This is a genomic window from Shewanella corallii (genome assembly GCF_023349125.1).
Classification (GTDB): Bacteria; Pseudomonadota; Gammaproteobacteria; order Enterobacterales; family Shewanellaceae; genus Shewanella; species Shewanella corallii.
This window is the reverse complement of the sequence record NZ_JAKIKT010000004.1, coordinates 32,742-56,768: the sequence shown is the minus strand read 5'-3', so window position 1 is coordinate 56,768 and position 24,027 is coordinate 32,742. Positions and strand designations below refer to the sequence as shown.

General features: G+C 51.4%; 31 protein-coding genes. 21 read left to right on the top strand and 10 right to left on the bottom strand.

Features of this window, described 5'->3' with window-relative positions; all coding sequences use genetic code 11:
- Nucleotides 1–145 precede the first annotated feature (145 nt).
- Genes lptB through L2725_RS11745 form a run of 6 tightly spaced genes read right to left on the bottom strand, consistent with a single transcriptional unit; the run spans nt 146 to nt 4,485 of the window.
- Complete coding sequence (lptB, locus tag L2725_RS11770) at nt 146–877, bottom strand: LPS export ABC transporter ATP-binding protein (protein WP_115137191.1); 732 nt, start codon at nt 875–877, stop codon at nt 146–148.
- The gene (gene lptA, locus L2725_RS11765) at nt 874–1,431 is read right to left on the bottom strand and encodes a lipopolysaccharide transport periplasmic protein LptA (protein ID WP_249249126.1); all 558 of its coding nucleotides are present in this window, start codon (nt 1,429–1,431) and stop codon (nt 874–876) included. Before lptA ends, lptB begins: the two co-directional genes overlap by 4 nt.
- Entirely contained in the window at nt 1,418–1,978 is a 561-nt protein-coding gene (gene lptC, locus L2725_RS11760) for an LPS export ABC transporter periplasmic protein LptC (RefSeq protein WP_249249124.1), read from the bottom strand. The genes lptA and lptC overlap by 14 nt, the downstream gene beginning before the upstream one ends.
- Nucleotides 1,975–2,523 carry a 3-deoxy-manno-octulosonate-8-phosphatase KdsC gene (kdsC, locus tag L2725_RS11755; protein WP_249249123.1) on the bottom strand — a complete coding sequence of 183 codons (549 nt, stop codon included), beginning with the start codon at nt 2,521–2,523 and terminating at the stop codon, nt 1,975–1,977. Before kdsC ends, lptC begins: the two co-directional genes overlap by 4 nt.
- Nucleotides 2,524–2,525: 2 nt before the next feature.
- Nucleotides 2,526–3,503: a KpsF/GutQ family sugar-phosphate isomerase gene (locus L2725_RS11750; RefSeq protein ID WP_115137187.1), complete on the bottom strand. Its 978-nt coding sequence runs from the start codon at nt 3,501–3,503 to the stop codon at nt 2,526–2,528.
- Nucleotides 3,504–3,522: 19 nt separating this feature from the next.
- The gene (locus tag L2725_RS11745) at nt 3,523–4,485 is read right to left on the bottom strand and encodes a calcium/sodium antiporter (RefSeq protein WP_248936663.1); all 963 of its coding nucleotides are present in this window, start codon (nt 4,483–4,485) and stop codon (nt 3,523–3,525) included.
- A gap of 210 nt (nt 4,486–4,695) precedes the next feature.
- Between L2725_RS11745 and mlaF the strand changes: the two genes are divergently transcribed.
- From mlaF to L2725_RS11705, 8 genes are all read left to right on the top strand, one after another.
- Nucleotides 4,696–5,511: a phospholipid ABC transporter ATP-binding protein MlaF gene (mlaF, locus tag L2725_RS11740; protein ID WP_249249122.1), complete on the top strand. Its 816-nt coding sequence runs from the start codon at nt 4,696–4,698 to the stop codon at nt 5,509–5,511.
- Nucleotides 5,498–6,280, top strand: coding sequence for a lipid asymmetry maintenance ABC transporter permease subunit MlaE (mlaE, locus tag L2725_RS11735; RefSeq protein WP_248936665.1), 783 nt, complete (start codon nt 5,498–5,500; stop codon nt 6,278–6,280). Before mlaF ends, mlaE begins: the two co-directional genes overlap by 14 nt.
- A 37-nt stretch (nt 6,281–6,317) precedes the next feature.
- Complete coding sequence (gene mlaD / locus L2725_RS11730) at nt 6,318–6,788, top strand: outer membrane lipid asymmetry maintenance protein MlaD (protein ID WP_249249121.1); 471 nt, start codon at nt 6,318–6,320, stop codon at nt 6,786–6,788.
- A 12-nt stretch (nt 6,789–6,800) separates the two neighbouring features.
- Complete coding sequence (locus tag L2725_RS11725; RefSeq protein WP_249249120.1) at nt 6,801–7,451, top strand: MlaC/ttg2D family ABC transporter substrate-binding protein; 651 nt, start codon at nt 6,801–6,803, stop codon at nt 7,449–7,451.
- The gene (locus L2725_RS11720) at nt 7,448–7,729 is read left to right on the top strand and encodes an STAS domain-containing protein (protein WP_248936667.1); all 282 of its coding nucleotides are present in this window, start codon (nt 7,448–7,450) and stop codon (nt 7,727–7,729) included. The genes L2725_RS11725 and L2725_RS11720 overlap by 4 nt, the downstream gene beginning before the upstream one ends.
- A gap of 29 nt (nt 7,730–7,758) precedes the next feature.
- Nucleotides 7,759–8,016, top strand: coding sequence for a BolA family protein (locus L2725_RS11715; protein WP_115137181.1), 258 nt, complete (start codon nt 7,759–7,761; stop codon nt 8,014–8,016).
- Between the two features lie 9 nt (nt 8,017–8,025).
- Entirely contained in the window at nt 8,026–9,285 is a 1,260-nt protein-coding gene (murA, locus tag L2725_RS11710) for a UDP-N-acetylglucosamine 1-carboxyvinyltransferase (RefSeq protein ID WP_115137180.1), read from the top strand.
- Between the two features lie 198 nt (nt 9,286–9,483).
- Nucleotides 9,484–9,639, top strand: a complete 156-nt coding sequence (locus L2725_RS11705) for a hypothetical protein (RefSeq protein ID WP_162807186.1) — start codon at nt 9,484–9,486, stop codon at nt 9,637–9,639.
- An 84-nt stretch (nt 9,640–9,723) separates the two neighbouring features.
- On the opposite strand, the gene degS is transcribed toward L2725_RS11705, so the two are convergent.
- The 3 genes from degS to L2725_RS11690 all read right to left on the bottom strand — a co-directional run bounded on the left by degS (nt 9,724) and on the right by L2725_RS11690 (nt 12,746).
- Entirely contained in the window at nt 9,724–10,806 is a 1,083-nt protein-coding gene (gene degS, locus L2725_RS11700) for an outer membrane-stress sensor serine endopeptidase DegS (protein ID WP_249249119.1), read from the bottom strand.
- Between the two features lie 99 nt (nt 10,807–10,905).
- Entirely contained in the window at nt 10,906–12,261 is a 1,356-nt protein-coding gene (locus L2725_RS11695) for a DegQ family serine endoprotease (protein ID WP_249249117.1), read from the bottom strand.
- Between the two features lie 149 nt (nt 12,262–12,410).
- On the bottom strand, nt 12,411–12,746 hold the full coding sequence (locus tag L2725_RS11690) for a ZapG family protein (protein WP_249249116.1): 336 nt from the start codon (nt 12,744–12,746) through the stop codon (nt 12,411–12,413).
- Nucleotides 12,747–12,846: 100 nt separating this feature from the next.
- On the opposite strand from L2725_RS11690, the gene zapE reads away from it, so the two are divergent.
- From zapE to L2725_RS11645, 9 genes are all read left to right on the top strand, one after another.
- Complete coding sequence (zapE, locus tag L2725_RS11685) at nt 12,847–13,956, top strand: cell division protein ZapE (RefSeq protein ID WP_249249115.1); 1,110 nt, start codon at nt 12,847–12,849, stop codon at nt 13,954–13,956.
- A gap of 323 nt (nt 13,957–14,279) precedes the next feature.
- Nucleotides 14,280–14,711 (top strand): 50S ribosomal protein L13, encoded by a 432-nt coding sequence (gene rplM / locus L2725_RS11680; protein ID WP_115137176.1) that lies wholly within the window; start codon nt 14,280–14,282, stop codon nt 14,709–14,711.
- Between the two features lie 15 nt (nt 14,712–14,726).
- Complete coding sequence (rpsI, locus tag L2725_RS11675; protein ID WP_115137175.1) at nt 14,727–15,119, top strand: 30S ribosomal protein S9; 393 nt, start codon at nt 14,727–14,729, stop codon at nt 15,117–15,119.
- A 130-nt stretch (nt 15,120–15,249) separates the two neighbouring features.
- The gene (locus L2725_RS11670; RefSeq protein ID WP_249249114.1) at nt 15,250–15,438 is read left to right on the top strand and encodes a DUF2065 domain-containing protein; all 189 of its coding nucleotides are present in this window, start codon (nt 15,250–15,252) and stop codon (nt 15,436–15,438) included.
- 66 nt (nt 15,439–15,504) lie between these two features.
- A complete protein-coding gene (locus L2725_RS11665) occupies nt 15,505–16,800 on the top strand; it encodes an adenylosuccinate synthase (RefSeq protein ID WP_115137173.1) in 1,296 nt (431 codons plus the stop codon).
- 169 nt (nt 16,801–16,969) lie between these two features.
- Entirely contained in the window at nt 16,970–17,590 is a 621-nt protein-coding gene (locus L2725_RS11660; RefSeq protein WP_249249113.1) for a tetratricopeptide repeat protein, read from the top strand.
- Nucleotides 17,591–17,630: 40 nt separating this feature from the next.
- Nucleotides 17,631–20,078: a ribonuclease R gene (gene rnr, locus L2725_RS11655; RefSeq protein ID WP_249249112.1), complete on the top strand. Its 2,448-nt coding sequence runs from the start codon at nt 17,631–17,633 to the stop codon at nt 20,076–20,078.
- A gap of 3 nt (nt 20,079–20,081) precedes the next feature.
- Nucleotides 20,082–20,822, top strand: coding sequence for a 23S rRNA (guanosine(2251)-2'-O)-methyltransferase RlmB (gene rlmB / locus L2725_RS11650; RefSeq protein ID WP_249249111.1), 741 nt, complete (start codon nt 20,082–20,084; stop codon nt 20,820–20,822).
- Nucleotides 20,823–20,903: 81 nt separating this feature from the next.
- On the top strand, nt 20,904–21,428 hold the full coding sequence (locus L2725_RS11645; RefSeq protein WP_249249110.1) for a hypothetical protein: 525 nt from the start codon (nt 20,904–20,906) through the stop codon (nt 21,426–21,428).
- A 17-nt stretch (nt 21,429–21,445) separates the two neighbouring features.
- On the opposite strand, the gene L2725_RS11640 is transcribed toward L2725_RS11645, so the two are convergent.
- Nucleotides 21,446–22,192 (bottom strand): DUF481 domain-containing protein, encoded by a 747-nt coding sequence (locus L2725_RS11640; RefSeq protein ID WP_248936678.1) that lies wholly within the window; start codon nt 22,190–22,192, stop codon nt 21,446–21,448.
- 355 nt (nt 22,193–22,547) lie between these two features.
- Between L2725_RS11640 and rpsF the strand changes: the two genes are divergently transcribed.
- The 4 genes from rpsF to rplI are packed head-to-tail and all read left to right on the top strand — an operon-like array spanning nt 22,548 to nt 23,986.
- Nucleotides 22,548–22,949, top strand: a complete 402-nt coding sequence (gene rpsF, locus L2725_RS11635) for a 30S ribosomal protein S6 (protein ID WP_115137168.1) — start codon at nt 22,548–22,550, stop codon at nt 22,947–22,949.
- An 8-nt stretch (nt 22,950–22,957) separates the two neighbouring features.
- Nucleotides 22,958–23,263 (top strand): primosomal replication protein N, encoded by a 306-nt coding sequence (priB, locus tag L2725_RS11630; protein WP_249249109.1) that lies wholly within the window; start codon nt 22,958–22,960, stop codon nt 23,261–23,263.
- 12 nt (nt 23,264–23,275) lie between these two features.
- Nucleotides 23,276–23,503, top strand: a complete 228-nt coding sequence (rpsR, locus tag L2725_RS11625; RefSeq protein ID WP_025821562.1) for a 30S ribosomal protein S18 — start codon at nt 23,276–23,278, stop codon at nt 23,501–23,503.
- A gap of 30 nt (nt 23,504–23,533) precedes the next feature.
- Nucleotides 23,534–23,986, top strand: a complete 453-nt coding sequence (gene rplI / locus L2725_RS11620; RefSeq protein WP_115137166.1) for a 50S ribosomal protein L9 — start codon at nt 23,534–23,536, stop codon at nt 23,984–23,986.
- Nucleotides 23,987–24,027 lie beyond the last annotated feature (41 nt).

The following is a 24,027-nucleotide window of genomic DNA, read 5'->3' as shown; positions in this document are numbered from 1 at the left end:
GTTTACCGCAAATCCCTGTTTAGAATATTTTTAGTGGAAATTCTCGAGAGCCGGATTGTCCATTGGCCTGGGAAAGGTGCGTTTCCTTTGTACCTGATATTCAGGCCGCACCTTTCGGGGGCATTCACAGAGGCATACGCCTTAACTATAGCCTGAATTGTTCGCCCAAGTACACTGCACGCACCTGCTGGTTATCCAGGATCTCTGCCGGGGTACCTTCGGCGATCAAATTGCCGTGACTGACGATGTAGGCATGCTCACACACGTCCAGGGTTTCCCGCACGTTGTGATCAGTGATCAGGACGCCCAGACCACGACTTTTAAGCTGTTCAATAATCTTTTTGATGTCTATTACCGAGATAGGGTCAACACCGGCAAAAGGTTCATCCAGCAGAATGAACTTGGGGTTGGCGGCCAGGGCTCTGGCGATCTCTACCCGGCGTCTTTCACCACCGGACAGTGCCATCCCCATGGAGTCACGGATATGGGTGATGTTGAACTCTTCCAGCAGGTGCTCCAACTGCTCTTCCCGCTGCTCATTGCTGAGGGCTTTACGGGTTTGCAGTACGGCCATTATGTTGTCGCGCACTGACAGCTTACGGAAAATACTGGCTTCCTGAGGCAGATAACCGATACCTTTGCGGGCTCGCATGTGCATGGGGTCAAGCGTCAGGTCATCATCGTTGATATAGATAGCACCCTTATCACTTTTCACCAGGCCAACAACCATATAAAAGGTGGTGGTCTTACCCGCGCCATTGGGGCCCAGCAGGCCGACAACCTGACCGGTTTTTACCTCCAGGCTGACATCTTTTACCACCTGACGGTTTTTGTAACTTTTTGCCAGGTGTTCGGCTTTCAGCGTCAGTTCACTCATGACTCTGGTTGCTCTTTATCTTGCTGTTGTTCGTCAGACTTCTGCTGCTCTTCCTTCACATCGTTCTGGAAGTTTTCAGGCTTAATAACAGTATGGACTCTGTCATCCGGGCTCTGATTGCCTTCAGCTTTCATCTGTTGTAGCTGAATGTCATACACAATCCGGGGAGCGGTCACTTTACTGCCGTCCTGTTCAATTTCGGCTGCGCCTACAAGGGTCAGTACCCGCTTACTGATGTTGTAGCGGATCTCATTGGCACTGGCAGTCGCAGGGCGGTCATTGTCCAGTGTCTGGGTGTAGGTGGCTGGCTTGCCAGTGGCGATCAGAATCGTTTCGCCATCGCCCTGGCTGGCGCTGAGTTCATCCGCGAGAATCTTGATGCTGCCCTGGGTGACCACTACCGGGCCGTTATAGACAACGCGCTTGTTCTTGATATCGGCTTCCTGGCTGCGGGCCGCAATGTGAACTTCCTTGGTGAGGTCGTCGGTAGCAGCAACAGCACCCAGGCTCAGGGTGCAGAGTAAGGCTGCGATAAGTCTGTTAGTTTGGTTCATAAATTCCTGTTACCTGATTCAGCAGCTCTACAGTCTGCGCATTCAGATCGGCATAGAGGCCTGTGCCTTCCACTTTGAAGTTCATTCCATCCACCTGAATCACCCGGTCGGAGCGCATGATCATGGTGTTTAGATCCAGCTGTAAGTAACTGGTTCTCAACTGCTGCAGTGGTTCATTCGGCGTTATGGCGTCGATGATAACATTATTCTGCAGGGTGACTATGTTGTCCTCTTTATCCAGAGCTCCTTCGACGGCTGAAATGCGCCAATGAGCGGTGCCATCATCCGGATATAGCAGGTACACAGGCTGAGTAAAGCGTGTCAGGTTATTGGCTTCAAAGTGCTCCATATGCTCAGCCGACACCCGGCTTTCCACATCACCTTTTTCGTTGTAGCTGACGCTCTTGAGATTGTCTGCCACGAAATCTGGCTGGACTATGCCAGAGTCTGCACTGGACTGCTGCTCACTTTTTTTCATTTGCACCTGCCAGTAAAGACCCAGCGCAATGGAAAAGAACAGCACAATGGCCAGCGTAATACGGTTCATATGCTCATCCCGTGGGCAGCGTCGAACTTATCCTGACTCATCAACAACAGATCGGTCAGCTCCCTGACCGCACCAAAGCCGCCGGATACATGAGTGATCATATCGGCATGTTGTTTTACATAGGGGTGGCCATCCGCCACACAAACCGCCAGCCCCACCTGCTGCATTACCGGCAGATCAACCATATCGTCACCTATGTAGGCAACCTGATCTGAGGTCAGATCATATTTGGCCAGCAGTTCGTTAAAAGGTTCCAGTTTGTCGTCTACACCCTGATAGATGTCACTGACGCCAAGGGCTGTCATTCTATCTTCTACCAGTTGGGACTTGCGTCCTGTGATGATGGCGATATGGAAATCTGTGGACAGCAAAGAGCGAATGCCAAAGCCATCCCGGGTGTGAAACGCCTTTAGCTCTTCCCCGCTGTTGCTCAGATAGATTCGGCCGTCAGAGAAGACTCCGTCGACATCACAGATAAGCAGTTTGATTTTGGTGGCCTTTTGCCATACTTCGTCGACCACCGGGCCGTATAAGCCTTGTCGCATGTTCAGATTACTCCAGCCTTGACCATATCCAGCATGTTCAGTGCACCCACTGGGCGCTGCTGCTCATCGATGATTATCAGGCCATTGATATTCTTTTCGTCCATCACTTTCAGCGCCTGGGCGGCGAGGACATTGCTGCCAAGCGTAACACAGTTCCTGGTCATCACCTGAGCGATAGGGGTGTTATGCAGATCGACTCTGGCATCGATCACCCGACGCAGATCGCCATCGGTAAATATACCCGCAAGCTTGCCATCATCGGCGATCACGGCTGTCATGCCCAGGCCTTTGCGGGTGATCTCATACAGGGCGTCAGTGATATGCATGGAGTCAGGTACCTGTGGCAGTTCATCACCTGAGTGCATCACGTCAGCGACTTTCAGCAGCAACTTACGACCCAGAGCCCCGCCCGGGTGAGACAGGGCAAAGTCATCTTTGGTAAAGCCTTTGGCTTGCAGGAGAGCCACCGCCAGCGCGTCGCCCAGTACCAAAGTCGCTGTGGTGCTTGAGGTCGGGGCAAGTCCCAGCGGACAGGCCTCTTCCGGTACCCCGATACACAGGTGCAGTTGGGCCAACTTTGCCATATTGGAGGCTGGCTTGCCTGTCACCGCTATCATCTTGATACCCCGACGTTTAATCACAGGCATCAGGGTCAGAATCTCAGAAGACTCTCCCGAGTTGGAGATAGCCAAAACCACGTCGTTGTCTGAAATCATCCCCAGGTCGCCATGGCTGGCTTCACCCGGGTGGACAAAAAATGATGAGGTTCCCGTGCTGGCCAGAGTCGCAGCAATCTTATTGCCGATATGACCTGACTTGCCCATCCCCATGACGATCACCTTGCCGGTGCAACTGAGGATCATGTCGCAGGCATCGGCAAACTCGTCGCTGTCGATAAACTGGTACAGGTTGTCCAGTGCCGCTTTCTCGATGTCTATTACCCGGCTACCCCATTGGCGCCAATTCTGTCTGTTTTTCATTTTGTTTTTCCGGCTGGTGTCAGGCACTTTGGAACAGCAATATCTGGTAAGCCACAAAGCTTACCAGCAGCAGAGCACCGTGCCAGCGTTGCAGTTCACGTTTGCGACCTGTTGTCAGCACCAGGATAGCCAGTGCGCTGCTGCTGGCCAGAACCATATAAAAGTCACGGGTGCTGGCTTGGGAATCTATGGCCGCCGGTGCAATCAAACCCGGGATAGCCAAAACTGCCAGTATATTAAACAGGTTGGAACCTACAATATTGCCGATGGCAAGATCGTCCTCTTTTTTCAGCACACCGGCGACGCAGGCCGCCAACTCTGGCAGTGAGGTACCCACAGCAATAATCGTCAGACCGATAATCAGATCCGACAGGCCAAACGCTTTAGCAATGCCTACGGCGCCATCCACCATAAGGTCGGCAGAAAACGGTAGAAGTACAATACCCACCAGGACCCAGAACACGGCATTCCGGGTGGGCACATCTTTGGGCACTTCGTCATCCGCCTCAGTCTCGAGTGGATCTCTTTGTTTGTTGTTCAGCGCATGCCAGATCAGATATCCCATCACGCTGAAAAAAACAGCCAGCAAAAGCAAACCGTCGTTGCGGGACAAAAAGCCATCATGGATAAGGTAACCGGCCAATACAGTGGCCGCCAGCATCAAGGGGATTTCCCGCATCAGGGTCTGGGAGCTCACTGAAATACTGCCAAGCAGCGCGGTCACACCGAGAATCAAAGTAATATTGGCCACGTTGGAGCCAAGCACATTACCGATAGCAGTATCTGTCATGCCGTTCATTGCGGCGGTTCCGGCGACAAACATTTCCGGGGCGCTGCTGCCCATGGCGACAATGGTCAGGCCGATAAGCATAGGGGGCAGGCCCAGATTGCGGGCGAATGCCGCAGCGCCATAGACAAATTTGTCTGCGCTCCATACCAGCAGGGCCAATCCAGTGGCCAATAAAAAAATGTTAAATAACATGTCCAGGTCAGGTGCTGAATGAGTTCTGGGGCGCATTGTCGCTGGATTTGCGTGAAATTTAAAGTATTGTCGCTGCAGAGCCTTGATTCAGTTGTGTATACTGCAGGGTTTCCGTACAATTTTACCCTTTACTATGCGCCGGGTGGCAGTGATCTATGCCATGAAAATAGCGGCCTTGGCGTGCATTTTTGTTGAAAACCGGATACCTGCATGACGCAACATTCCACACCTCTGGTGGAGGTCCGAAATCTCGGATTCCGGCGAGGGTCAAGAGTCATTTATGACGATATCAGTTTGACGATTCCAAGAGGCAAGGTAACTGCCATCATGGGACCCAGTGGTATCGGTAAGACAACGCTGCTTAAGTTAATCGGCGGGCAACTTGTGCCCGACAGCGGCGAGGTTCTGTTTGACGGCCAGAATGTGCACAGTGCCAGTCGCAGTCAGCTATTTGAGATGCGCAAGCGTATGAGCATGCTGTTTCAAAGCGGTGCACTCTTTACCGATATGAATGTGTTCGACAATGTGGCGTTTGCCCTGCGGGAACATACACAGTTGTCGGAAGAGATTATTCGTACTCTGGTGTTGATGAAGCTCGAGGCCGTAGGTTTGCGCGGTGCTGCGGACCTGGTGCCTAACGAACTGTCTGGCGGTATGCAGCGCAGAGCCGCTCTGGCGCGGGCCATAGCTCTTGAGCCGGAAATGGTGATGTACGATGAGCCTTTTGCTGGTCAGGACCCGATTTCCATGGGGGTGTTGGTGAAGCTCATTCGCGAACTTTCCCACGCCCTGAATCTGACTTCAGTCGTGGTATCCCATGATGTCGCTGAAGTAATGAGCATTGCTGACTATGTCTATGTGATTGCCGAGAAACAGGTGATTGCCCGTGGGACGCCGGATGAACTCCGGGGCGCCACAGATAATGCTCAGCTGATGCAATTTCTTCAGGGTGAGCCCGATGGCCCTGTGCCATTTCACTTTCCCGCAAAGGACTTTTCTGAGGAGTTGGCCAATGGGGCTGGTTGATCGTATTGCCTCCCTGGGGCGCAGCGCCATAGATATGGTGGCGGGATTGGGTCGGGCCGGACTCATGTTATGGGGCGCTGTATTCCGTGTTCCCCGCATTCGCAAAGGTACGCCGCTGCTGGTGAAGCAGATCTATGTGGTGGGTGTACAGTCCATGGTGATTGTGCTGGTATCTGGCCTGTTTATCGGCATGGTTCTGGCGCTGCAGGGGTACACCATCCTGGTGGACTTTGGCACCGAAGAGAGCCTTGGCCCTATGGTAGCGCTGAGCTTGCTTCGTGAGCTTGGACCCGTAGTGACAGCTCTGCTGTTTGCCGGTCGTGCGGGCAGTGCACTAACCGCCGAAATTGGTTTGATGAAAAGTACCGAGCAGTTGTCCAGTCTGGAGATGATGGCAATTGACCCACTCAGACAGGTTATCGCCCCCCGATTCTGGGCCGGTGTTATCAGTATGCCGCTGCTGGCACTGATGTTTACAGCCGTGGGGATTTTTGGTGGACATCTGGTAGGTGTGGAGTGGAAAGGAATCGATCACGGTTCTTTCTGGTCTATTTTGCAGGCTTCGGTCGAATGGCGTCAGGACATAGTGAATTGCCTGATTAAGAGTACCGCGTTTGCGGTGGTGGTGACCTGGATAGCGCTGTACCGTGGATATCAGGTGATCCCCAACCCGGAAGGTATCAGTCGGGCAACGACTCAGACTGTGGTGCAGTCCAGTCTGGCCGTATTGGCATTGGATTTTCTGCTGACTGCCATCATGTTTGGCTAACAGCATTCAGAGTTTCAGGAACAACAGGTAACAGCACATGTTGACAAGGAAAATAGAGATCTTGGTGGGCAGCTTTCTGCTGGTAGGTTTGGCGGCGTTTCTGCTGTTGGTGTTCAAGGTCGCCAATGTCGACGTACAATCGTCAGACAGTAGCTACCAGTTAAAAGCAACCTTCTCCAATATTGGCGGTCTGAAAGTAAGGTCACCGGTAAAAGTGGGTGGCGTGGTGGTCGGCCGTGTCAGTGACATCGAACTGGATCCCACTCTGCTGGAGCCGGTTGTCACCATGACAATCGACAAGCGTTTTAACCAGTTTCCCGAGACCTCCAGTCTGGCCATTCTGACTTCCGGCCTGCTGGGTGAGCAGTTTCTGGGTTTAACTCCGGGCTTTGTTGATGACGATATCGCCATGCTCAAGGATGGTGATGTGATTTCCGATACCCATGGAGCCCTGGTATTGGAAGACTTGATTGGACAGTTTTTATATAGCATGGGCGAAGACAAGTAGGAGAATGAATCCATGTGGAAGCGTGTGATAACAGGTATTATGGGGCTGGTGTTTATGGTCGGCTCTTACACTGTGATGGCCGACGATAAGGTCAACACTGCAGATCCTTACGCCATGATGGAAACTGTCGCCAACCAGACCTTCGACAGATTCAAGGCGGATACGGCCAAAATCGAAGCTGATAAGAACTACCTGAAAGTGGTGGTCGAAGAAGAACTGATGCCGCACGTGGATTATCGCTATGCGGGCCTGAAAGCCATGGGGCGTCATGTCCGTGCAGCAACCAAAGAGCAGCGTCAGCAGTTTGTGGAAGCTTTCCGTGCTTACTTGATTACCACCTATGCTGATGCGCTCGGCAGCTATACAGATCAAACCGTGGAGTTTGGTCCTTCGCGCCCTGTGGGTAATGCCAAGGATGTGCGGGTGTATGTGAAGATTCTCGACGCCAGCCGTCCGGAGATAAATGTCGAGTTCCGCCTGCGCAAGCAGAAAGATAACAGCTGGAAGGCCTATGACCTGAAGGCTGAAGGTATCAGTATTCTGCGTTCCAAAACCGAAGAGTTTGATGGTCTGATCCGTCAGCATGGTCTGGACAAGTTTATTGAGATGCTGAATGAAAAAGCATCTGAGCCGGTAAAAGTTGATGAGAAAGCGGCGGCATGATTGAGTTCAACGCCGAAGCCAATACCTGCAGAGTCAGTGGCACTTTGGATCAGCAGGATGTCGTCAGCCTATGGCCAGACCGGCATAAGCTGCTGAGCCCTCAGATTGACAGGCTGGACCTGTCGGCTCTGAGTTACAGTGACAGCGCAGGCATCGCATTTTTACTGGCATTGTGGCGACTGCACCGGCAGTCCGGCCACACTCTCACGCTTACGGCGCCCTCCGAGCAGGTCGCCCGACTGATTGCCCTATATGATTTACAAGCCTGCTTTGAATAGCGGGTACAAGCTCTTAAGGTAACCAATTCATGGATTGTAAAGAGATCGAAACCCTGTTGATTCAGGCTTTGTCACTGGATGAAGCCCATGTAACTTCCGATGGCAGCCACTTCAAGGTTGTTGCTGTTGGAGAATGCTTTGATGGCATGAGTCGTATCAAGCAGCAACAAGCAGTTTATGCCCCGCTGATGGAACACATTACCAGTGGCGCACTGCATGCCGTAACCATTAAAACTTTCACGCCGACTCAATGGAAACGCGAAAAAGTTTTCAACATGCCAATGTAGAGAGGCGATGTGGATAAATTAACTATTGAGGCCAATGGCGCGCTGTGTGGCGACGTGGTTATCTCCGGTGCCAAGAATGCCGCCTTGCCTATCCTGATGGCTGGTGTGCTGGCTGAAACTGAATTTGTGGTAACCAATGTGCCGCAGTTGCGTGATGTAAACACCAGCTGTGAACTGATCCGTTGTCTGGGTGCAAACGTGACCCAGTCCGATGACGGCGAAATTCGCATCGATACCAGCACACTGAACCACTACTGTGCACCCTATGAGCTGGTGAAAACCATGCGCGCCTCCATTCTGGTGCTGGGACCTTTGCTGGCCCGTTACGGTGAAGCCGATGTTTCTCTGCCAGGTGGCTGTGCCATCGGTGCCCGCCCGGTTAACCTGCATCTGCATGGTTTGGAGCAAATGGGTGCCAACATAGAGGTGAAAGAGGGCTACATCAAAGCCCGCGTTGATGGTCGTCTGAAGGGCGCCCACATCTTTATGGATATGGTTAGTGTAGGTGCTACTGAAAACCTGCTGATGGCTGCTGCTCTGGCCGATGGTGAGACCATTATCGATAACGCAGCCTGTGAGCCTGAAGTTGTCGACCTGGCAAACTGTTTGATTGCTATGGGCGCTAAAATTGAAGGTGTTGGCACCTCAACCATCAAGATTCAGGGTGTTGAGAAGCTGAATGGCTGTCACTACCGTGTGATGCCTGACCGTATTGAAACCGGGACCTTCCTGGTTGCCGGTGCGGTAACCCGTGGCAAAATCCGCTGTCTGAGTGCTGACCCATCTTCTCTGGATGCGGTACTGGCCAAGCTGGAAGATGCAGGTGCGAAAATCACCACAGGTGACGATTGGATCGAGCTGGACATGCAAGGCCAGCGACCAAAGGCAGTGAATATTAAAACTGCACCTTATCCAGCTTTCCCAACCGATATGCAGGCGCAGTTCTGCGTGTTGAACGTGTTGGCTGAAGGCACGGGTACCATCACAGAGACCATCTTTGAAAACCGCTTTATGCACGTACCTGAACTGATGCGTATGGGCGCTGAGATGGAGCTGGAAGGTAACACCTGTATTATCCGCGGCGTTGAGCGTCTGAGTGGTGCCCAAGTGATGGCAACTGACCTGCGTGCTTCCGCGAGTCTGGTAATTGCCGGTTTGATGGCAGATGGTCAGACTCTGGTAGACCGTATCTACCACCTGGATCGTGGCTATGAACATATCGAAGATAAGTTCAAAGGGCTGAACGGTAGGGTAGAAAGGGTTAAATAATCCTGTTTCCGAACTGCAAGGGCATTGGTGATTACCAGTGCCCTTTTTGTTTGGGTACCGCTTTAGACTCAAATCGGTATTGAGGGGCTGTGGAGGACGGATTTGTAACTTGGAGGATTTGGCAGTAGTCTGAAATCAAGTTCGTCGCAGATTAACAAATCTGTAACGGGCATTATCAGGAAGATCAGAGGAGGATTTATGCTGAGACTGATTTGGATACTGGTACTGCTGATGTTGGCCGCATTGACCTTTTCATCCGGTTGGATATTTTCTTCCATCGGACTCTTAATACTGGCCATTGCCACCGAAGTGGGGTTTCGCACCAAAGTACAATGGTACTCTCACCAACACTGACCCACTCAGGTGCACCAAGTCTAATAATATGAAGAAGAAACTGAGGTATGAGGCAAGCCTGATTGGCTTGCCTCAATTGTTTTATCAGTTGTAGTTAATCGGCTTTTCGCCAATGGTGACAGGTAACTGCAAGGTTTCGCCTTTGCGGATAATCGTCAGGTTGATCTCTGTACCTGGCTTGGTCTCAGCGATTCTGTCCATCAACATTTCAACGCTGGGAACATCTTCATTGTTGAACTGAGTAATCACATCTCTGGGCTGCAGGCCAGCTTTGGCGGCGGGACCATTGCGGTCTACACCTGTCACCAGAACGCCCCGAAGATCAGGCAGGTTCAGAATCTGCGCCATAACAGGCACGACGGGCTCACCTGAGATACCCAGAGCCCCGCGAATCACGCGACCATCTTTAATCAGCTTACCCATAATGCTGTGGGCCAGTTTGATTGGAATAGCAAAGTTGATACCGTGGCCGCCACCCTCGCCACCAATCTGGAATGCAGCGGTATTGATACCTATCAGTGAGCCCCGGGTGTTGATAAGCGCACCACCCGAGTTACCGGCATTAATGGCGGCGTCGGTTTGCAGGAAGTCCTGATAACCTGAGGATAGCCCGTTACGGCCCGTGGCGCTGATAATGCCCTGGGTGATGGTTTGTCCCAGGTTATAAGGATTGCCAATAGCCAACACCACATCGCCAACCTGAGCCGGGCTGTTAAGGCTCAGGGGAACCACTGGCAGATTATCACCTTCGATTTTGATGACGGCTAAATCTGTCTCAGGATCTGAGCCCACGACTTCAGAGGTGAACTTACGACCATCCTGCAGTGCAACCACAATCTCATCGGCCTTCTTAATGACGTGATAGTTGGTGAGGATATAACCCTCTTTGCTCATGAGTACGCCGGAACCCAGTCCCTGTAATGAACCTGAATTTAGTGGTCTTTGTCTGTCGATACTCAGGCTGTAGATATTCACCACCGCAGGCGCAGCGCGACGAACGGCACTGGCAAAGGAGAGATCGCTGCGTGATTCATGAGAAAAATTGAGGAACTTACCCAGTTTGGTGTCGGGCTGCGTGAGGTGATTCAGCAGCAAAAACACTCCCGCCATAAACAGGCCAAAGAAGACGGCTTTGGATAAGTAAGCTAGGGTACCTTTTAAGGTCATTGAAGAGGCCTGCAGCGGAAAAAAGTCTTGTTAGATTAGCACGTTTAACATGAAGAAACATCGGGAGCCTAGGCTCCCGAACTTGCTTGCTCCTAAGGCTTAGCCCCTTAACATCAGGTACATGGCCACATCGTCCCGAACTATCTTCAGGGCGACGGTACCACTGGCATCTTTAAGGTAATCGGTCAGAGCTTTAAGGTTAGCCACCTTGCTGCGATTAATGCCGACAATCACATCGCCCTTAAGCAGCCCGGACTGGGCTGCGGGGGAGTTGGGAGTGACTTCAGTAATCTCGACACCTTTTCCTGCATTTTCCAGTGTCGCTCCCTGAAGCATAGGGTGAACGCCACCGGCAGATGCCAGTTTGGATTGGTTTTGAGCACCCAGAGTAACTTTTACCGTCTTCTCATCTCCGTCTCTCACCAGGCCAAGCTTAACCTTGGCGCCGGCCCCAAGGGTCGCGATTTTCGCTCTCAGTTCCTGAAAAGATTTGATCTTCTTGCCATTTACACTGGTGATGATGTCACCGGCCTTAAGACCACCGTCATCAGCAGCACTGTCAGGCACCACTTCGTTGACGAAGGCGCCGTGCTGGGTTTCCAGACCAAATGCCTTTGCCAGCTTGCTGTCCAGGTCCTGACCGGATATTCCCAGTACACCACGGCGAACTTCACCATGCTCAAGGATTTGATCAACCAGGCTATGCATCATGTTGGCGGGGATAGCAAAGCCAATGCCCACGTTACCGCCTCCCGGGGCAACAATCGCTGTATTGATGCCAATAAGCTCACCATTAAGGTTGACCAGGGCGCCCCCCGAGTTGCCTGAGTTAATGGCTGCATCAGTTTGGATAAAGTTCTCCAGCATCTCTATCCCTAGGCCGCTGCGGCCCAGAGCACTGACGATGCCTGAGGTTACTGTTTGGCCCAACCCAAAGGGATTACCAATAGCAACGGCAAAGTCACCCACCCGCAGTGCATCGGAGTCGGCAGACTTGACCGCGGTCAAACCGTCGGCTTCGATCTGCAGCAGGGCAATATCTGAGTCTTCGTCACGCCCCACCAGTTTTGCAGTAAACTCACGACCATCATGAAGACCGATAAGAATTTCATCAGCGTTATCAATAACGTGATTGTTGGTGACTATGTAGCCTTCGCTGGCGTCAATGATCACCCCTGAACCCAGGCCACGGAAGGGACGCTCTCGTACCTGTTCCTGCGGTGCATTGGGGCCGAAGAAATAGCGGAACATGTCCGGCACTCTCTGTTTGGAGACATGGGTACCGGATACGGCAACGGATACGACAGCCGGGGTAGTGCGTTCAAGCATGGGCGCCAGACTGGGGAGCTGTTGCCCTTCTACTGACATGGGCAAGGCCGCGGTAGCTGTGGCAGGCATCAGACTGAGGCTGGTGCTGAGGATAGCGGCTGAAAGTAATGTAATCTTTGTTTTCATAAATAGTTGGCTCCTCAAAAGGGGTCAATATTCAAACGCAATTATTCAATTTCACCTGGAGTATGGGTTTCCAGGTCCCTATGTATCCTTCGACTTGGCTTTCCTGGCTAAGTTTCTATTTCATTGGCAGAAAGTCGTAACTTTGTGTGTCAGGACACAATTCCTTTTGCGGTCTCATCTTTGGCTGAGTGAGACTCCTGTTCAAGCTGTGGCAGCGGTTTGCTCTCATCAAGATGCAGGTGACGGACTGATTCGTTCCACTGTTGATTAACCTTATTCACCTGCTCGGCCAGCAGAGATAGTTGCTCTCCCTGTTCCTGGTACAAGTCCGCCACCGATTGCTTATACTGGCTCAATTCCAGCATCGCCTGTTCGGCCTTTTTTTCATTATCCTTACCCGAATCATTACGGGCAATAAGGGTTCGGGCTACATAACCCAATACCAGGCCCAAAATGAATGCGGCCAGCGCCAGTGTCCAATCCATAAAAATCTCCTGTCAACCTCCGACTGCGGGCAGTGACCCCAAAGTGGCAGGCGTGATACTATTTTTATACTCATATATGGACAATTTGACAGGAATTCAAGTGGATCGACTAACTCCCTGGGAGCATTATCAGGCGGACCTCAAACGTGACGACTTCAGTCATGACCCGGCACAGGAAAATGCCGTCAAAGCCCTGCAGAGGTTGTATGACGATCTGACCAGGCCCAGTGAGACTCAGTCGGTGCTGACACGCTTTAAGCAGGTGTTGGGATTCGCTAAGCCTGAGCCGGTTGTTGGTCTTTACCTTTGGGGTGGTGTTGGGCGTGGTAAAACCTACCTGATGGACACCTTCTATGATGCCCTGCCTTTTGACGACAAACTCAGAGCTCACTTTCATCGCTTTATGCACAGGGTGCATGGCGAACTGGAGTTGCTGAAAGGGACTCAGGATCCGCTGCCGAAAATCGCTACCAAGATGGCTGCGCAATATAAGGTTATCTGTTTCGACGAGTTCTTTGTGTCGGACATTACCGATGCCATGTTGCTGGGCACCTTGTTTGAAGCCCTGTTTGTCGAAGGGGTCGTACTGGTGGCCACCTCCAATATTATTCCGGATGAGCTCTACCGTAATGGTTTGCAGCGGGCCAGGTTCCTGCCGGCGATTGCGTTGATCAACAAGCACTGTGAAGTGATCAATGTGGACTCCGGAGTGGATTATCGACTCAGAACGCTTGAGCAGGCAGAGATCTATCACTTCCCGTTGGATGAGCAGGCCGATTGCAATTTACTTAAGTATTTCGACCAGTTGGCGCCTGAGTCTGAAATCTCCACCGAGCCACTGGAAATAGAGGGACGACACTTCCCTATCCGGCAGCAGGCTCAGGGGGTGCTGCTGGCGGATTTTCGTGCTCTATGTGATGGCCCGAGAAGTCAGCGGGACTATATGGAGCTGGCGCGGCTTTACCATACTGTGCTGCTCAGCGGTGTTGAACAGATGGGCGCGGCGCAAACCGGTGATGACATTGCCCGGAGATTTCTTGCGCTGGTAGACGAATTTTATGAGCGCAATGTCAAACTCATTATTTCATCAGAGGTTTCCTTGGAAGCTCTGTATACCAATGGTCAGCTGGAGTTTGAGTTCCGTCGTTGCCGATCCCGCCTCACAGAGATGCAATCTCATGACTATTTGGCACTTGAACATTTGCCATAAATCACTAGACTGCGCGATCCCGGATCAATGTTGTAGAGATCCGGGATCTCCGACAGTGAAATTGACTTGATTCCACTGGGCTGGCTCCTTCTGCAAGCCAGGCGGGGCAAGGTGTGGATATTGAGTTAACAAGTGCTAAAAAAACAGGTGATTTTTAGCTCAGTGTTGGCTATAATCCGCCACCTGCCCACGTTACTACCACCGATGAGGTGGAATTTGTAAAGCTTGCTTCTTTGCTCGAAGGGGCACAGAACGGCATTTTTCGTGTTATTTGCATTTGGCAGATAACAGGTGAGACAGAATTTAACTTTGGGTTTTTCTAAATGAAAACTACTTTTACTGCTAAGCCAGAATCTGTATCTCGTGACTGGTATGTTGTTGACGCTGAGGGTAAGACCCTGGGTCGTATCGCCACTGAAATCGCACTGCGTCTGCGTGGCAAGCACAAGGCTGAGTACACTCCACACGTGGATACCGGTGATTACATCATCGTTATCAATGCTGAGAAAGTAACTGTTACTGGCAACAAGGCCAAGGGCAAGACTTACTACTCGCACTCAGGCTTCCCAGGTGGCATCAAGCAAATCAGCTTCGAGAAGCTGCAAGCTCACAAGCCAGAAATGATCATCGAGAAAGCAGTTAAGGGTATGCTGCCAAAAGGTCCTCTGGGCCGCGCCATGTTCCGTAAGCTGAAAGTTTACGCTGGTGCCGAGCACAACCACGCTGCACAACAACCTCAAGTTCTTGATATCTAATACGGGATAAAGCAAATGGCTGCAACTCAGTACTACGGCACTGGCCGTCGCAAAACCTCTACCGCTCGCGTATTCGCGAAAACTGGTACTGGTAACATCATCGTGAACAAGCGTCCTCTGGACGTTTACTTCGGTCGTGAAACTGCTCGCATGGTTGTTCGTCAGCCACTGGAGCTGGTTGAAATGACTGAAAAGCTGGACATCTATGTAACTGTTAAGGGCGGTGGTATCACCGGTCAAGCAGGTGCTATCCGTCACGGTATCACCCGTGCTCTGATGCAACTGGATGAAGCTCTGCGTCCTTCTCTGCGCGCTGCTGGTTTCGTTACCCGTGACGCTCGTCAGGTTGAACGTAAGAAAGTTGGTCTGCGTAAAGCACGTCGTAAGCCACAGTTCTCCAAGCGTTAATTTTCGCTTCACGAGTATTTTCAAAAAACCCAGCATTATGCTGGGTTTTTTATTGGCTTTTTGATACTAAAACAGAGCTTTTGATAGTAAATTTCGTTCAACCACTGAAAACACCTGGTAGGAAAGTGATATGACCTTTGAGGTATGGATGCTGGCATTGGCGTTAGTTTTGCTGATAGAGGGCGCTGGGCCGCTGTTTTTTCCAAAAAAATGGCAGGCGTATATGAGCGAACTAGCCAAGTCAGATCAGAACCTTATTCGCCGCATTGGGGGATCTTTAGTCACCGCTGGAGTGGTACTGATGATTATTTTTTCATAAATTTATTGGCTCTTGGTCCCTTAAATCTGTTAAGATTCTGCTTTAACCGCAACCTTGCAGCAAACAATGGGCAAAAACGTAGTTGTTCTCGGCACTCAATGGGGTGACGAGGGAAAAGGTAAGATTGTCGACCTTCTCACCGAACAGGCAAAATATGTAGTTCGCTACCAGGGCGGCCACAACGCTGGTCACACTCTGGTTATCGATGGTGAAAAAACCGTTCTTCATCTCATCCCGTCCGGCATCCTGCGTGATAATGTAAAATGCATTATCGGTAACGGCGTAGTGCTGGCTCCAGATGCGCTGATGAAAGAGATCAACATGCTCAAAGAGCGTGGCGTTCCTGTAGAAGAGCGTTTGTTGATTTCTGAAGCGTGTCCTCTGATCCTGCCATTCCACTGTGCACTGGATATTGCTCGTGAAGCCGCCCGTGGTAATAACGCTATCGGTACTACCGGTCGCGGTATCGGCCCTGCTTACGAAGACAAGATCTCCCGTCGTGGTCTGCGTGTTGGTGACCTGTTCAACGCTGAACTATTCGCTGAGAAGCTGAAAGAAGTGATGAAGTATCACAACTTTATGCTGACCGAGTTCTACGGTGCTGAAGCGGTTGACTACCAGAAGACTCTGGAAGATGCGCTGGCGATTGCTGACTATCTGAAGAGCATGTGCGTAGACGTAACGGAGATGCTGGATCAGGCTCGTAAGGCCGGTGAAAACATCCTGTTTGAAGGTGCACAGGGTACTTTGCTGGATATCGACCACGGTACTTATCCGTTCGTGACCTCTTCCAACACAACTGCAGGTGGCGTTGCTACCGGTAGTGGTTTTGGCCCACGTCATATCGACTATGTTTGCGGCATCATCAAAGCTTACACCACTCGTGTAGGTGCGGGCCCATTCCCAACTGAGCTGGATAACGAGATCGGCGAATATCTGGGTACCAAAGGCCACGAATTTGGTGCGACCACTGGTCGTAAGCGTCGTCCAGGCTGGTTGGATGCAGTGGCTATGCGCCGCGCGGTTCAGATCAACAGCGTAAGCGGCTTCTGCCTGACCAAGCTGGACGTTCTGGATGGTCTGGAAGAAGTTAAGATCTGTGTGGGTTACCAGTACCCAGATGGTACTGTTGCTACCACGACTCCAATGGCAGCTGAAGGTTATGAGCAGGTCACTCCTGTTTACGAATCTATGCCAGGTTGGAGCGATAACACCTTTGGTGCGACTTCTCTGGAGCAACTGCCTCAGGCTGCTATCAACTATATCAAGCGCATTGAAGAGCTGCTTGAAACGCCAGTTGATATTATCTCTACCGGTCCGGATCGGAATGAAACCATGATTTTGGTTAATCCATTCAACTGATGAGATGAAAAAAGGCCGCCCAGCGGCCTTTTTTAATAGCTATACCCCGACGGTTATTTACCGTTAGCCCGGAACGACATGGTGCCCTGGGTAATCCCGAAAATTGCCCCCTTCAGAATTGGGTTATACTGCCGATGAAGTGGTATTCAATCTTCTGGGAATAAACAAGATGACACGGATTCTGATATCGCTCTTACCTCTGATGATGCCGGTGTTTGCCCATGCCGACTCAATTGCAGTGGATATATACAGTCAGGAGCGATTACGGGATCTCATTAAACAGGACAGATACCTGGAGCAGGTCAAAGCCGATGACTGCCAGTTGGTGCAGGATATCGAAGCAAGGGCTTTGGTGCTCAAGCAGCCCCTCTATCAATATCTCTGGGGGGAGATGCTGAATTACGGTGTATGTGTCCCGGCGAATCCATCCTCGGGGATGGAGCAATTACAAAAGGCTGCCGAGCAGGGTAGCCCTGAGGCCATGGTACTATTGGCCGAGTATTATCAGGACGGTCGGTTTGTCGTACAGAACAAAGACAGGGCCGTTCAATATGTGCTTCCGGCTGCCGCCAATGGTCATCAGACCGCCCGCATGATGCTGGCTCGTTTGATGGCTCAGGGGTATGGCAGTCCAAGAGATTATGAGTTGGCCTATCACTGGCTGTTTAACGAAGTGTTCAGTGATGAGGCAACCAAATTGGAAGCGTTGACTTTATTACAGGGATTAGAGGCCAAGATGCCGGCAAGTGTGGTGAAAAGAGCCCGCAAAGCATCATTGAATGGCCGTTGATCCCGCCCTCCAAGGAGGGATCAATCTATGTGGAAAGTGAATGATAAAAGACCCTCATTTTGAGCGTGAACAAACCAAATACGAAAACCCAATTCCCAGCCGTGAGTACATATTGGAGTACTTACGCTCACAAACCTCACCTCTGACCCGGGATAAAATCGCCCAGGCCCTGAAAATTACCGACGAAGAGCAGCTTGAAGCCCTGCGCCGCAGATTGCGTGCCATGGAGCGTGATGGCGAGTTGGTGTTTACCCGTGGCCAGTGTTATGGCCTGCCAGAACGTATGGATTTGATCCCTGGCACTGTATTGGGTCATAGAGATGGTTTCGGCTTTTTCCGCCCCGACGAAGGTGGCGATGACCTGTATATCTCCAGCCGCGACATGCAGCTGTATTTCCATGGTGATAAAGTGCTGGCCCAGAAGGCTGGCAGTGATCGCAAGGGACGCCGGGATGCCCGCATTGTACGCCTGATTCAGGAACGCAGCGCGGCGCTGGTAGGGCGCTTCTATGTAGATTTCGGTATGAGCTTTGTGGTGGCTGATGACAAGCGTATCACCCAGGAGATCCTGGTGGACAGTGCCGATCGCAATGGCGCCCGTCATGGTGATGTGGTGGTGGTTGAACTGACCCGCCGTCCCGGCCGATACGTGAAAGCTGCCGGTAAGGTGACCGAAGTGCTGGGTAAGCAGATGGCGCCGGGAATGGAGATAGAAATCGCCCTGCGCAATTATGATCTGCCCCATGAATGGTCTGCGGTGATCGAGAAAAAGCTGCGACGCATTCCGGACGAAGTGACCGAAGCGGACAAGAAAGACAGAATTGATCTGCGCAGTTTGCCGCTGGTAACCATCGATGGTGAAGATGCCCGCGACTTTGATGATGCCGTGTATGCCGAGCGTAAGAAAAGCGGCGGCTGGCGTTTGTGGGTGGCGATTGCCGATGTGAGCCATTATGTACGCACCGGCTCTGCCTTGGACGTTGAAGCCAGATCCCGCGGTAACTCTGTGTACTTCCCGTCGCAGGTTATCCCTATGCTGCCGGAGAAACTGTCCAACGGCCTGTGTTCTCTGAACCCTGGTGTAGACCGCCTGTGTATGGTGGCTGAGATGACCATCTCTGCTAAAGGCGGTCTGTCCGGTTACAAGTTCTATCCTGCAGTGATGCACTCTCATGCCCGTTTCACCTATACCCAGGTGGCGGCGATGTTGGAAGGTGAGCCAGGCCTGCCTGAGCACGAAGCCCTGCTGCCAAATCTTAAGGTGTTGCAGGAGCTGTATCTGACTCTGGACGAGCAACGTGCCCAACGCGGCGCTATCGGCTTTGAGACGGTAGAAACTCAATTCATCTTTAACGAGCAGCGCAAGATCGACAAAATCGTGCCGAGAATGCGCAACCAGGCACACAAAATCATCGAAGAGTGTATGATTCTTGCCAACGTGGCTTCGGCCAGGTTTGTGAAGAAGCATAAAGGTGAAGTCCTGTACCGGGTGCACGAAGCACCATCTGAGCAGAAGCTGACTCAGTTCAAAGAGTTTCTGTCCGAGCGTGGTCTGAGCCTGGGTGGCGGCCTTGAGCCTCAGCCTATCGACTTCCAGCTGTTAATGGAATCCATTGCAGACAGACCGGATGCTGAGCTGATCCAGGTGATGTTGCTGCGCTCCATGCGTCAGGCAATTTACACCGCGGATAACGAAGGTCACTTTGGTCTGGCGTTGGAAGCCTATTCGCACTTTACTTCGCCCATCCGTCGTTATCCGGATCTGGTGCTACACAGGGTGATTCGTTACCTGCTTGCCAAAGAGCGTGGCGACAGCGATGAGAAGTGGACTAAAGATGGCGGTTATCACTATCAGCTGGACGAGCTGGATCAGTTGGGTGAAGAATGCTCCAACACCGAGCGCCGTGCTGATGAAGCGACCCGTGATGTCAGCGATTGGCTTAAGTGTGAGTTTATGCAGGACCATGTGGGCGACACCTTCGATGCGGTAATTGCCTCGGTCACCAGCTTTGGTCTGTTTGTTCGCCTTAATGATCTGTTTATCGATGGTCTGGTACATATCTCCAGTCTGGGCAGCGACTATTACCAGTTTGACCCTATGCGTCAGCGCCTGATTGGTGAAGCCTCAGGCCAGATCTATCAGGTGGGTGACCCGGTTACGGTAAAAGTAGCAGCGGTAAATCTGGATGACAGACAGATCGACCTGCTGATGGTGGGTGACGAAGGTGGTCGCCGCAAAGGCCGTGGGCGTCGTCCCTTGACCGCCAGAGAAAGAGTTAATCTTGAAGGCGCCAAACAGCGGCGTGGTGATCGGGAAGCACCAAAAGAGGATGCTCCCCGACGTGGCGGCAGCAAAAAGGGCAGCGTGCGTGAAGAGCTGCGAGGTGCCACCAAGCCTGCCAAAAAAGCCAAGAAGAGTTCAGTGAAAAAGCGCACTTCCAAAAGCGGGCCGAAAAAGCCAGTGAAGAAGAGCGGTAAGAGAAAGTAACAGATGAAAAAGCAAGAGTTTATTTTCGGTATCCACGCAGTGGAATCAGTGCTGAAGCACAGCCCAGAGCGGATCCTGGAGCTGTTTTTAATGCAGGGACGTTTGGATGAGCGTGTAGCGCCTTTGATCCAGCTGGCCCGTGAGTATGGCATCTCCATGCCACAGACCTCTCGCAAAGTGCTGGATGAGAAAGCCGGCAGTACTCAGCATCAGGGCGTTGTTGCCCGGGTGAAACCGGCCAAGGCGCTGACTGAACATGATCTGGATGACTTGCTGGACAAACAGGACACGCCATTTTTGCTGATCCTGGATGGCGTAACTGACCCTCATAATCTGGGGGCCTGTTTGCGTAACGCAGATGCTGCTGGTGTGCATGGCATTATCGTGCCCAAAGACAACTCAGTCAGCCTGACCGCCACTGTGAGTAAAGTCGCCTGCGGTGCTGCTGAGACTGTACCTCTGTTCCAGGTGACCAACCTGGCTCGCTCCATGCGTCACCTGCAGGAGAAAGGCGTGTGGATTATCGGTACTGCCGGTGAAGCTGATTGCGACCTGTATCAGGCGCAACTGAAAGGCCCTCTGGCGATAGCCATGGGCGCTGAAGGTAAGGGACTGCGCCGCCTTAGCCGCGAATGTTGCGATACCCTGGTGTCTATTCCCATGGCGGGCAGTGTATCCAGCCTGAACGTGTCAGTGGCCACAGGTATTTGTCTGTTTGAGGCTGTGCGTCAGCGACTGGGCTGATCCGACCGGTCGATAAAAAAGGTGCCTTCGGGCACCTTTTTTGGTTTTATAGGCTCTAATTGACTCTGGATTGGAATAACCATGTCTGACGGCTCTCTGAACCTGGAAACCTCACCCGAAGTCCTGCTGGCGCAGTTGGCAGGGGCCTTCCGTGGTGAAGTTTATGGTATCGCTTTTTTTACTCATATGCTGACCCATTATCAGGGATATACAGATGAAGCGGCGCAGCGGCCTGCATTGGAGTTGTTGCTGAAGGTCGAGCAGATTACTGCGGCCATTATGGCAGCTCACCTGCCGACGCTTGAGGTGCCTTGTGACCTGGATGATCCCTTAATGCGGGCTCAGGGGATTAAAGATGCTGATGTCTGGCTCAATCTTGGCTGGCCTGAGTTGATAGACACCCTGGTCGACTGGGTTGAGCCTTATCAACAGCAGTATCGGGATCAGTCTGAGCGTGCCGGTGGGTTCTGGCCTCTGTTTTATCTGGTAGATAAGCATGAGACGGCGATCTTTGATTATTTGCAGGCTGAGCAGCAGGGAGAAAAAAACGCCACAGCTGTGCTGCAGCGTTTTATTGATGCTTACCCAAACTCCGGGCTTGTATAGGGCAGCAGCCCACAGTCTTACTGGAAGGTATAAAGCAGGTTAAAGGTTGAGATGGTGTCGGTTTGCTTGGTGCCAACCGGGACTATCTCTGTGTATTTGATGTTGAAGCCTACTTTAAATGCCCAGTTCAGGAAGATGGTGTTCTTGTACGACATATCCAGAGACACAGTATTGTTGTTATCTCCCACTTCTGTGGTGATATCGGCAGTCAGGCTGGTGTACTCATGAATCCTTTGTTCGAACTTGGCTGCCAATCGCAGGATCAGATCTTTTTCGGCGATAGGGTCAGGTTGTTCATCATTCTCCTGAGGCAGGTTATATCGGTAACCCGGACCGACTTCCAGACTTAACTTGGTATCCTCGTCTGAGATAGCGTCAAAACCATAACCGGAAGAAACAGTGAAGATCTCGGTATAGGAACCAAATTGGTCCCAGGTGAAGTCACCCCGTCCATACACATATCCACCATTGAGTTTGTAGTTTGACTGCAGCTGCAGATCATACTTCTCAGATGTGGTTTTTTCAGAATCCGACGCAAAATAGGCTTTCAGCGTACCTTCCTGTCTGGCATTGCTGGTGTCATACACCAATTTGGTGCGGCCGTTAAAGCTGGTTGATTCAGTGTTACCTGTGTTGAGCTGAAATCCGGTTTCTACTTCGGCTTTGAAGTCACTTGGGGGTTCCTGATAATCGGGGGGAACCAGTGCCATCGCCGGAGCGGCCAGCAGTGTTAAAGTCAGTAGAGAATAAGCAAGTCTTGGCATTGTTGTTCTTGTTCTGTCGGAATGCTTGGTGAATCATATTTGGCGCCCTACATCATACAAAGAATGCCGTGTAGCGCAAGGCTGTAGCGGCGTGTCACTGGGGCTGAGTTATTGAATGTTTACCAGCTGCTTGTAAAACAAAGATTTTGTTCCACACTTGCTGATGGTTTTTACCTGCTTAGATAATAGTGGGAGTGACGGATGTGGGAATCTGCGGGGAAAATGCTGCAGGCTATTGAGTTTCCTGTCGGGTTTATGTACTATCACGCGCCTTAATCAGTCACTTTCTCGTTCCTTGCCTCCATTTGGTCTGACTGAGCCAATACCGAGGCTACAAACCCGTAAGGAGCAATAAATGCGTCATTACGAAATCGTATTCATGGTTCACCCAGATCAGAGTGAACAAGTACCAGGTATGATTGAACGTTACACTGGTATCATCACTGAAGCGAATGGCACCATTCACCGTATGGAAGACTGGGGTCGTCGTCAACTGGCTTACCCAATTCAAGACCTGCACAAGGCTCACTACATTCTGATGAACGTAGAAGCTACTGCTGAGTCTATCGAAGAGCTGGAGACTGCTTTCCGTTTCAACGACGCTGTTCTGCGTAGCATGGTTATGCGCACTAAAGCTGCCATCACTGAAGCTTCTCCAATGGCTAAGGCAAAAGACGAGCGTGATTCACGTCGTGCAGCTGCCGCTGAAAAAGCTACTGAAGAAGTTAAAGAAAACGCTGAAGAATCTGCTGAGTAAGTTTATCTGTGACCACCAATCGCCTGGTGCTGTCTGGGCACATTCTTAGGTCCAGACAATTTGACAGTCCTGCGGGTATCGCGCATTGCGTACTCACAATTGAGCATAGGTCTCAACGCTTCGAAGCAGACATGCTGAGGAATGTGTACTGTCAGATTCAGGTGGTATTGAGTGGTGATCGCTTTAAAGGCGTAACAGACAAACTGAAAACCGGTGTGGAAGTTGAAGTTGAAGGGTTTATTGCCCTGCAGCAGAGTCGAAACGGTCAAAACCGTTTGATTGTCCACGCTGAAAATGTCGAATTGAAAACTTAGGAGACTGTCAAAATGGCACGTTATTTCCGTCGTCGCAAGTTCTGCCGTTTCACCGCTGAAGGTGTTACTGAGATCGATTACAAAGATGTTGCTACTCTGAAGAACTACATCACTGAGAGTGGCAAGATCGTTCCTAGCCGCATCACTGGTACTTCTGCAAAGTATCAGCGTCAGCTGGCTCGCGCTATCAAGCGTGCTCGTTATCTGTCACTGCTGCCATACACTGATCTGCATCAGTAATCGGCACTGTTCTAGCTAGAGGAATTGATAATGAACGTTATTCTGCTTGATAAAATCGCTAACCTGGGCAACCTGGGTGACCAAGTTTCTGTTAAAGCTGGCTACGCTCGTAACTACCTGCTGCCTAAAGGCAAAGCAGTTGTAGCTAACGCTGCTAACACTGAAGTGTTCGAAGCTCGCCGCGCTGAACTGGAAGCCAAAATGGCTGCTGAACTGGGTGCTGCCAACGAGCGCGCTGAGAAGATTGCTGCTCTGGAAGCTGTTGTAATCGCTTCTAAAGCTGGTGACGAAGGCAAACTGTTTGGTTCTGTAGGTACTCGCGACATCGCTGATGCAGTTACTGCTGCTGGCGTTGAGCTGAGCAAAGCTGAAGTTCGTCTGCCACACGGTGCTCTGCGCACTACTGGTGAGTTCGAAGTTGAAGTTGCCCTGCACACTGAAGTTAAAACTATCGTTAAAGTTTCTGTTGTTGCAGAAGCCTAATTACGATTGGTTTTGAAAAACACCGCCGACCGGCGGTGTTT

Bases quoted from the DNA above. Each gene is read 5' to 3' on its own strand.
- L2725_RS11670 (WP_249249114.1), top strand. From the start codon at position 15,250: ATGACCTTTGAGGTATGGATGCTGGCATTGGCGTTAGTTTTGCTGATA.
- L2725_RS11705 (WP_162807186.1), top strand. From the start codon at position 9,484: ATGCTGAGACTGATTTGGATACTGGTACTGCTGATGTTGGCCGCATTG.
- L2725_RS11715 (WP_115137181.1), top strand. From the start codon at position 7,759: ATGGATTGTAAAGAGATCGAAACCCTGTTGATTCAGGCTTTGTCACTG.
- L2725_RS11725 (WP_249249120.1), top strand. From the start codon at position 6,801: ATGTGGAAGCGTGTGATAACAGGTATTATGGGGCTGGTGTTTATGGTC.
- mlaE (WP_248936665.1), top strand. From the start codon at position 5,498: ATGGGGCTGGTTGATCGTATTGCCTCCCTGGGGCGCAGCGCCATAGAT.
- L2725_RS11640 (WP_248936678.1), bottom strand. From the start codon at position 22,192: ATGCCAAGACTTGCTTATTCTCTACTGACTTTAACACTGCTGGCCGCT.
- rplM (WP_115137176.1), top strand. From the start codon at position 14,280: ATGAAAACTACTTTTACTGCTAAGCCAGAATCTGTATCTCGTGACTGG.
- kdsC (WP_249249123.1), bottom strand. From the start codon at position 2,523: ATGCGACAAGGCTTATACGGCCCGGTGGTCGACGAAGTATGGCAAAAG.
- L2725_RS11750 (WP_115137187.1), bottom strand. From the start codon at position 3,503: ATGAAAAACAGACAGAATTGGCGCCAATGGGGTAGCCGGGTAATAGAC.
- mlaF (WP_249249122.1), top strand. From the start codon at position 4,696: ATGACGCAACATTCCACACCTCTGGTGGAGGTCCGAAATCTCGGATTC.
- lptA (WP_249249126.1), bottom strand. From the start codon at position 1,431: ATGAACCAAACTAACAGACTTATCGCAGCCTTACTCTGCACCCTGAGC.
- rpsI (WP_115137175.1), top strand. From the start codon at position 14,727: ATGGCTGCAACTCAGTACTACGGCACTGGCCGTCGCAAAACCTCTACC.
- L2725_RS11665 (WP_115137173.1), top strand. From the start codon at position 15,505: ATGGGCAAAAACGTAGTTGTTCTCGGCACTCAATGGGGTGACGAGGGA.
- L2725_RS11660 (WP_249249113.1), top strand. From the start codon at position 16,970: ATGACACGGATTCTGATATCGCTCTTACCTCTGATGATGCCGGTGTTT.
- rpsF (WP_115137168.1), top strand. From the start codon at position 22,548: ATGCGTCATTACGAAATCGTATTCATGGTTCACCCAGATCAGAGTGAA.
- rplI (WP_115137166.1), top strand. From the start codon at position 23,534: ATGAACGTTATTCTGCTTGATAAAATCGCTAACCTGGGCAACCTGGGT.
- L2725_RS11745 (WP_248936663.1), bottom strand. From the start codon at position 4,485: ATGTTATTTAACATTTTTTTATTGGCCACTGGATTGGCCCTGCTGGTA.
- lptB (WP_115137191.1), bottom strand. From the start codon at position 877: ATGAGTGAACTGACGCTGAAAGCCGAACACCTGGCAAAAAGTTACAAA.
- L2725_RS11690 (WP_249249116.1), bottom strand. From the start codon at position 12,746: ATGGATTGGACACTGGCGCTGGCCGCATTCATTTTGGGCCTGGTATTG.
- rlmB (WP_249249111.1), top strand. From the start codon at position 20,082: ATGAAAAAGCAAGAGTTTATTTTCGGTATCCACGCAGTGGAATCAGTG.
- L2725_RS11645 (WP_249249110.1), top strand. From the start codon at position 20,904: ATGTCTGACGGCTCTCTGAACCTGGAAACCTCACCCGAAGTCCTGCTG.
- L2725_RS11695 (WP_249249117.1), bottom strand. From the start codon at position 12,261: ATGAAAACAAAGATTACATTACTTTCAGCCGCTATCCTCAGCACCAGC.
- rpsR (WP_025821562.1), top strand. From the start codon at position 23,276: ATGGCACGTTATTTCCGTCGTCGCAAGTTCTGCCGTTTCACCGCTGAA.
- lptC (WP_249249124.1), bottom strand. From the start codon at position 1,978: ATGAACCGTATTACGCTGGCCATTGTGCTGTTCTTTTCCATTGCGCTG.
- mlaD (WP_249249121.1), top strand. From the start codon at position 6,318: ATGTTGACAAGGAAAATAGAGATCTTGGTGGGCAGCTTTCTGCTGGTA.
- L2725_RS11720 (WP_248936667.1), top strand. From the start codon at position 7,448: ATGATTGAGTTCAACGCCGAAGCCAATACCTGCAGAGTCAGTGGCACT.
- rnr (WP_249249112.1), top strand. From the start codon at position 17,631: ATGATAAAAGACCCTCATTTTGAGCGTGAACAAACCAAATACGAAAAC.
- degS (WP_249249119.1), bottom strand. From the start codon at position 10,806: ATGACCTTAAAAGGTACCCTAGCTTACTTATCCAAAGCCGTCTTCTTT.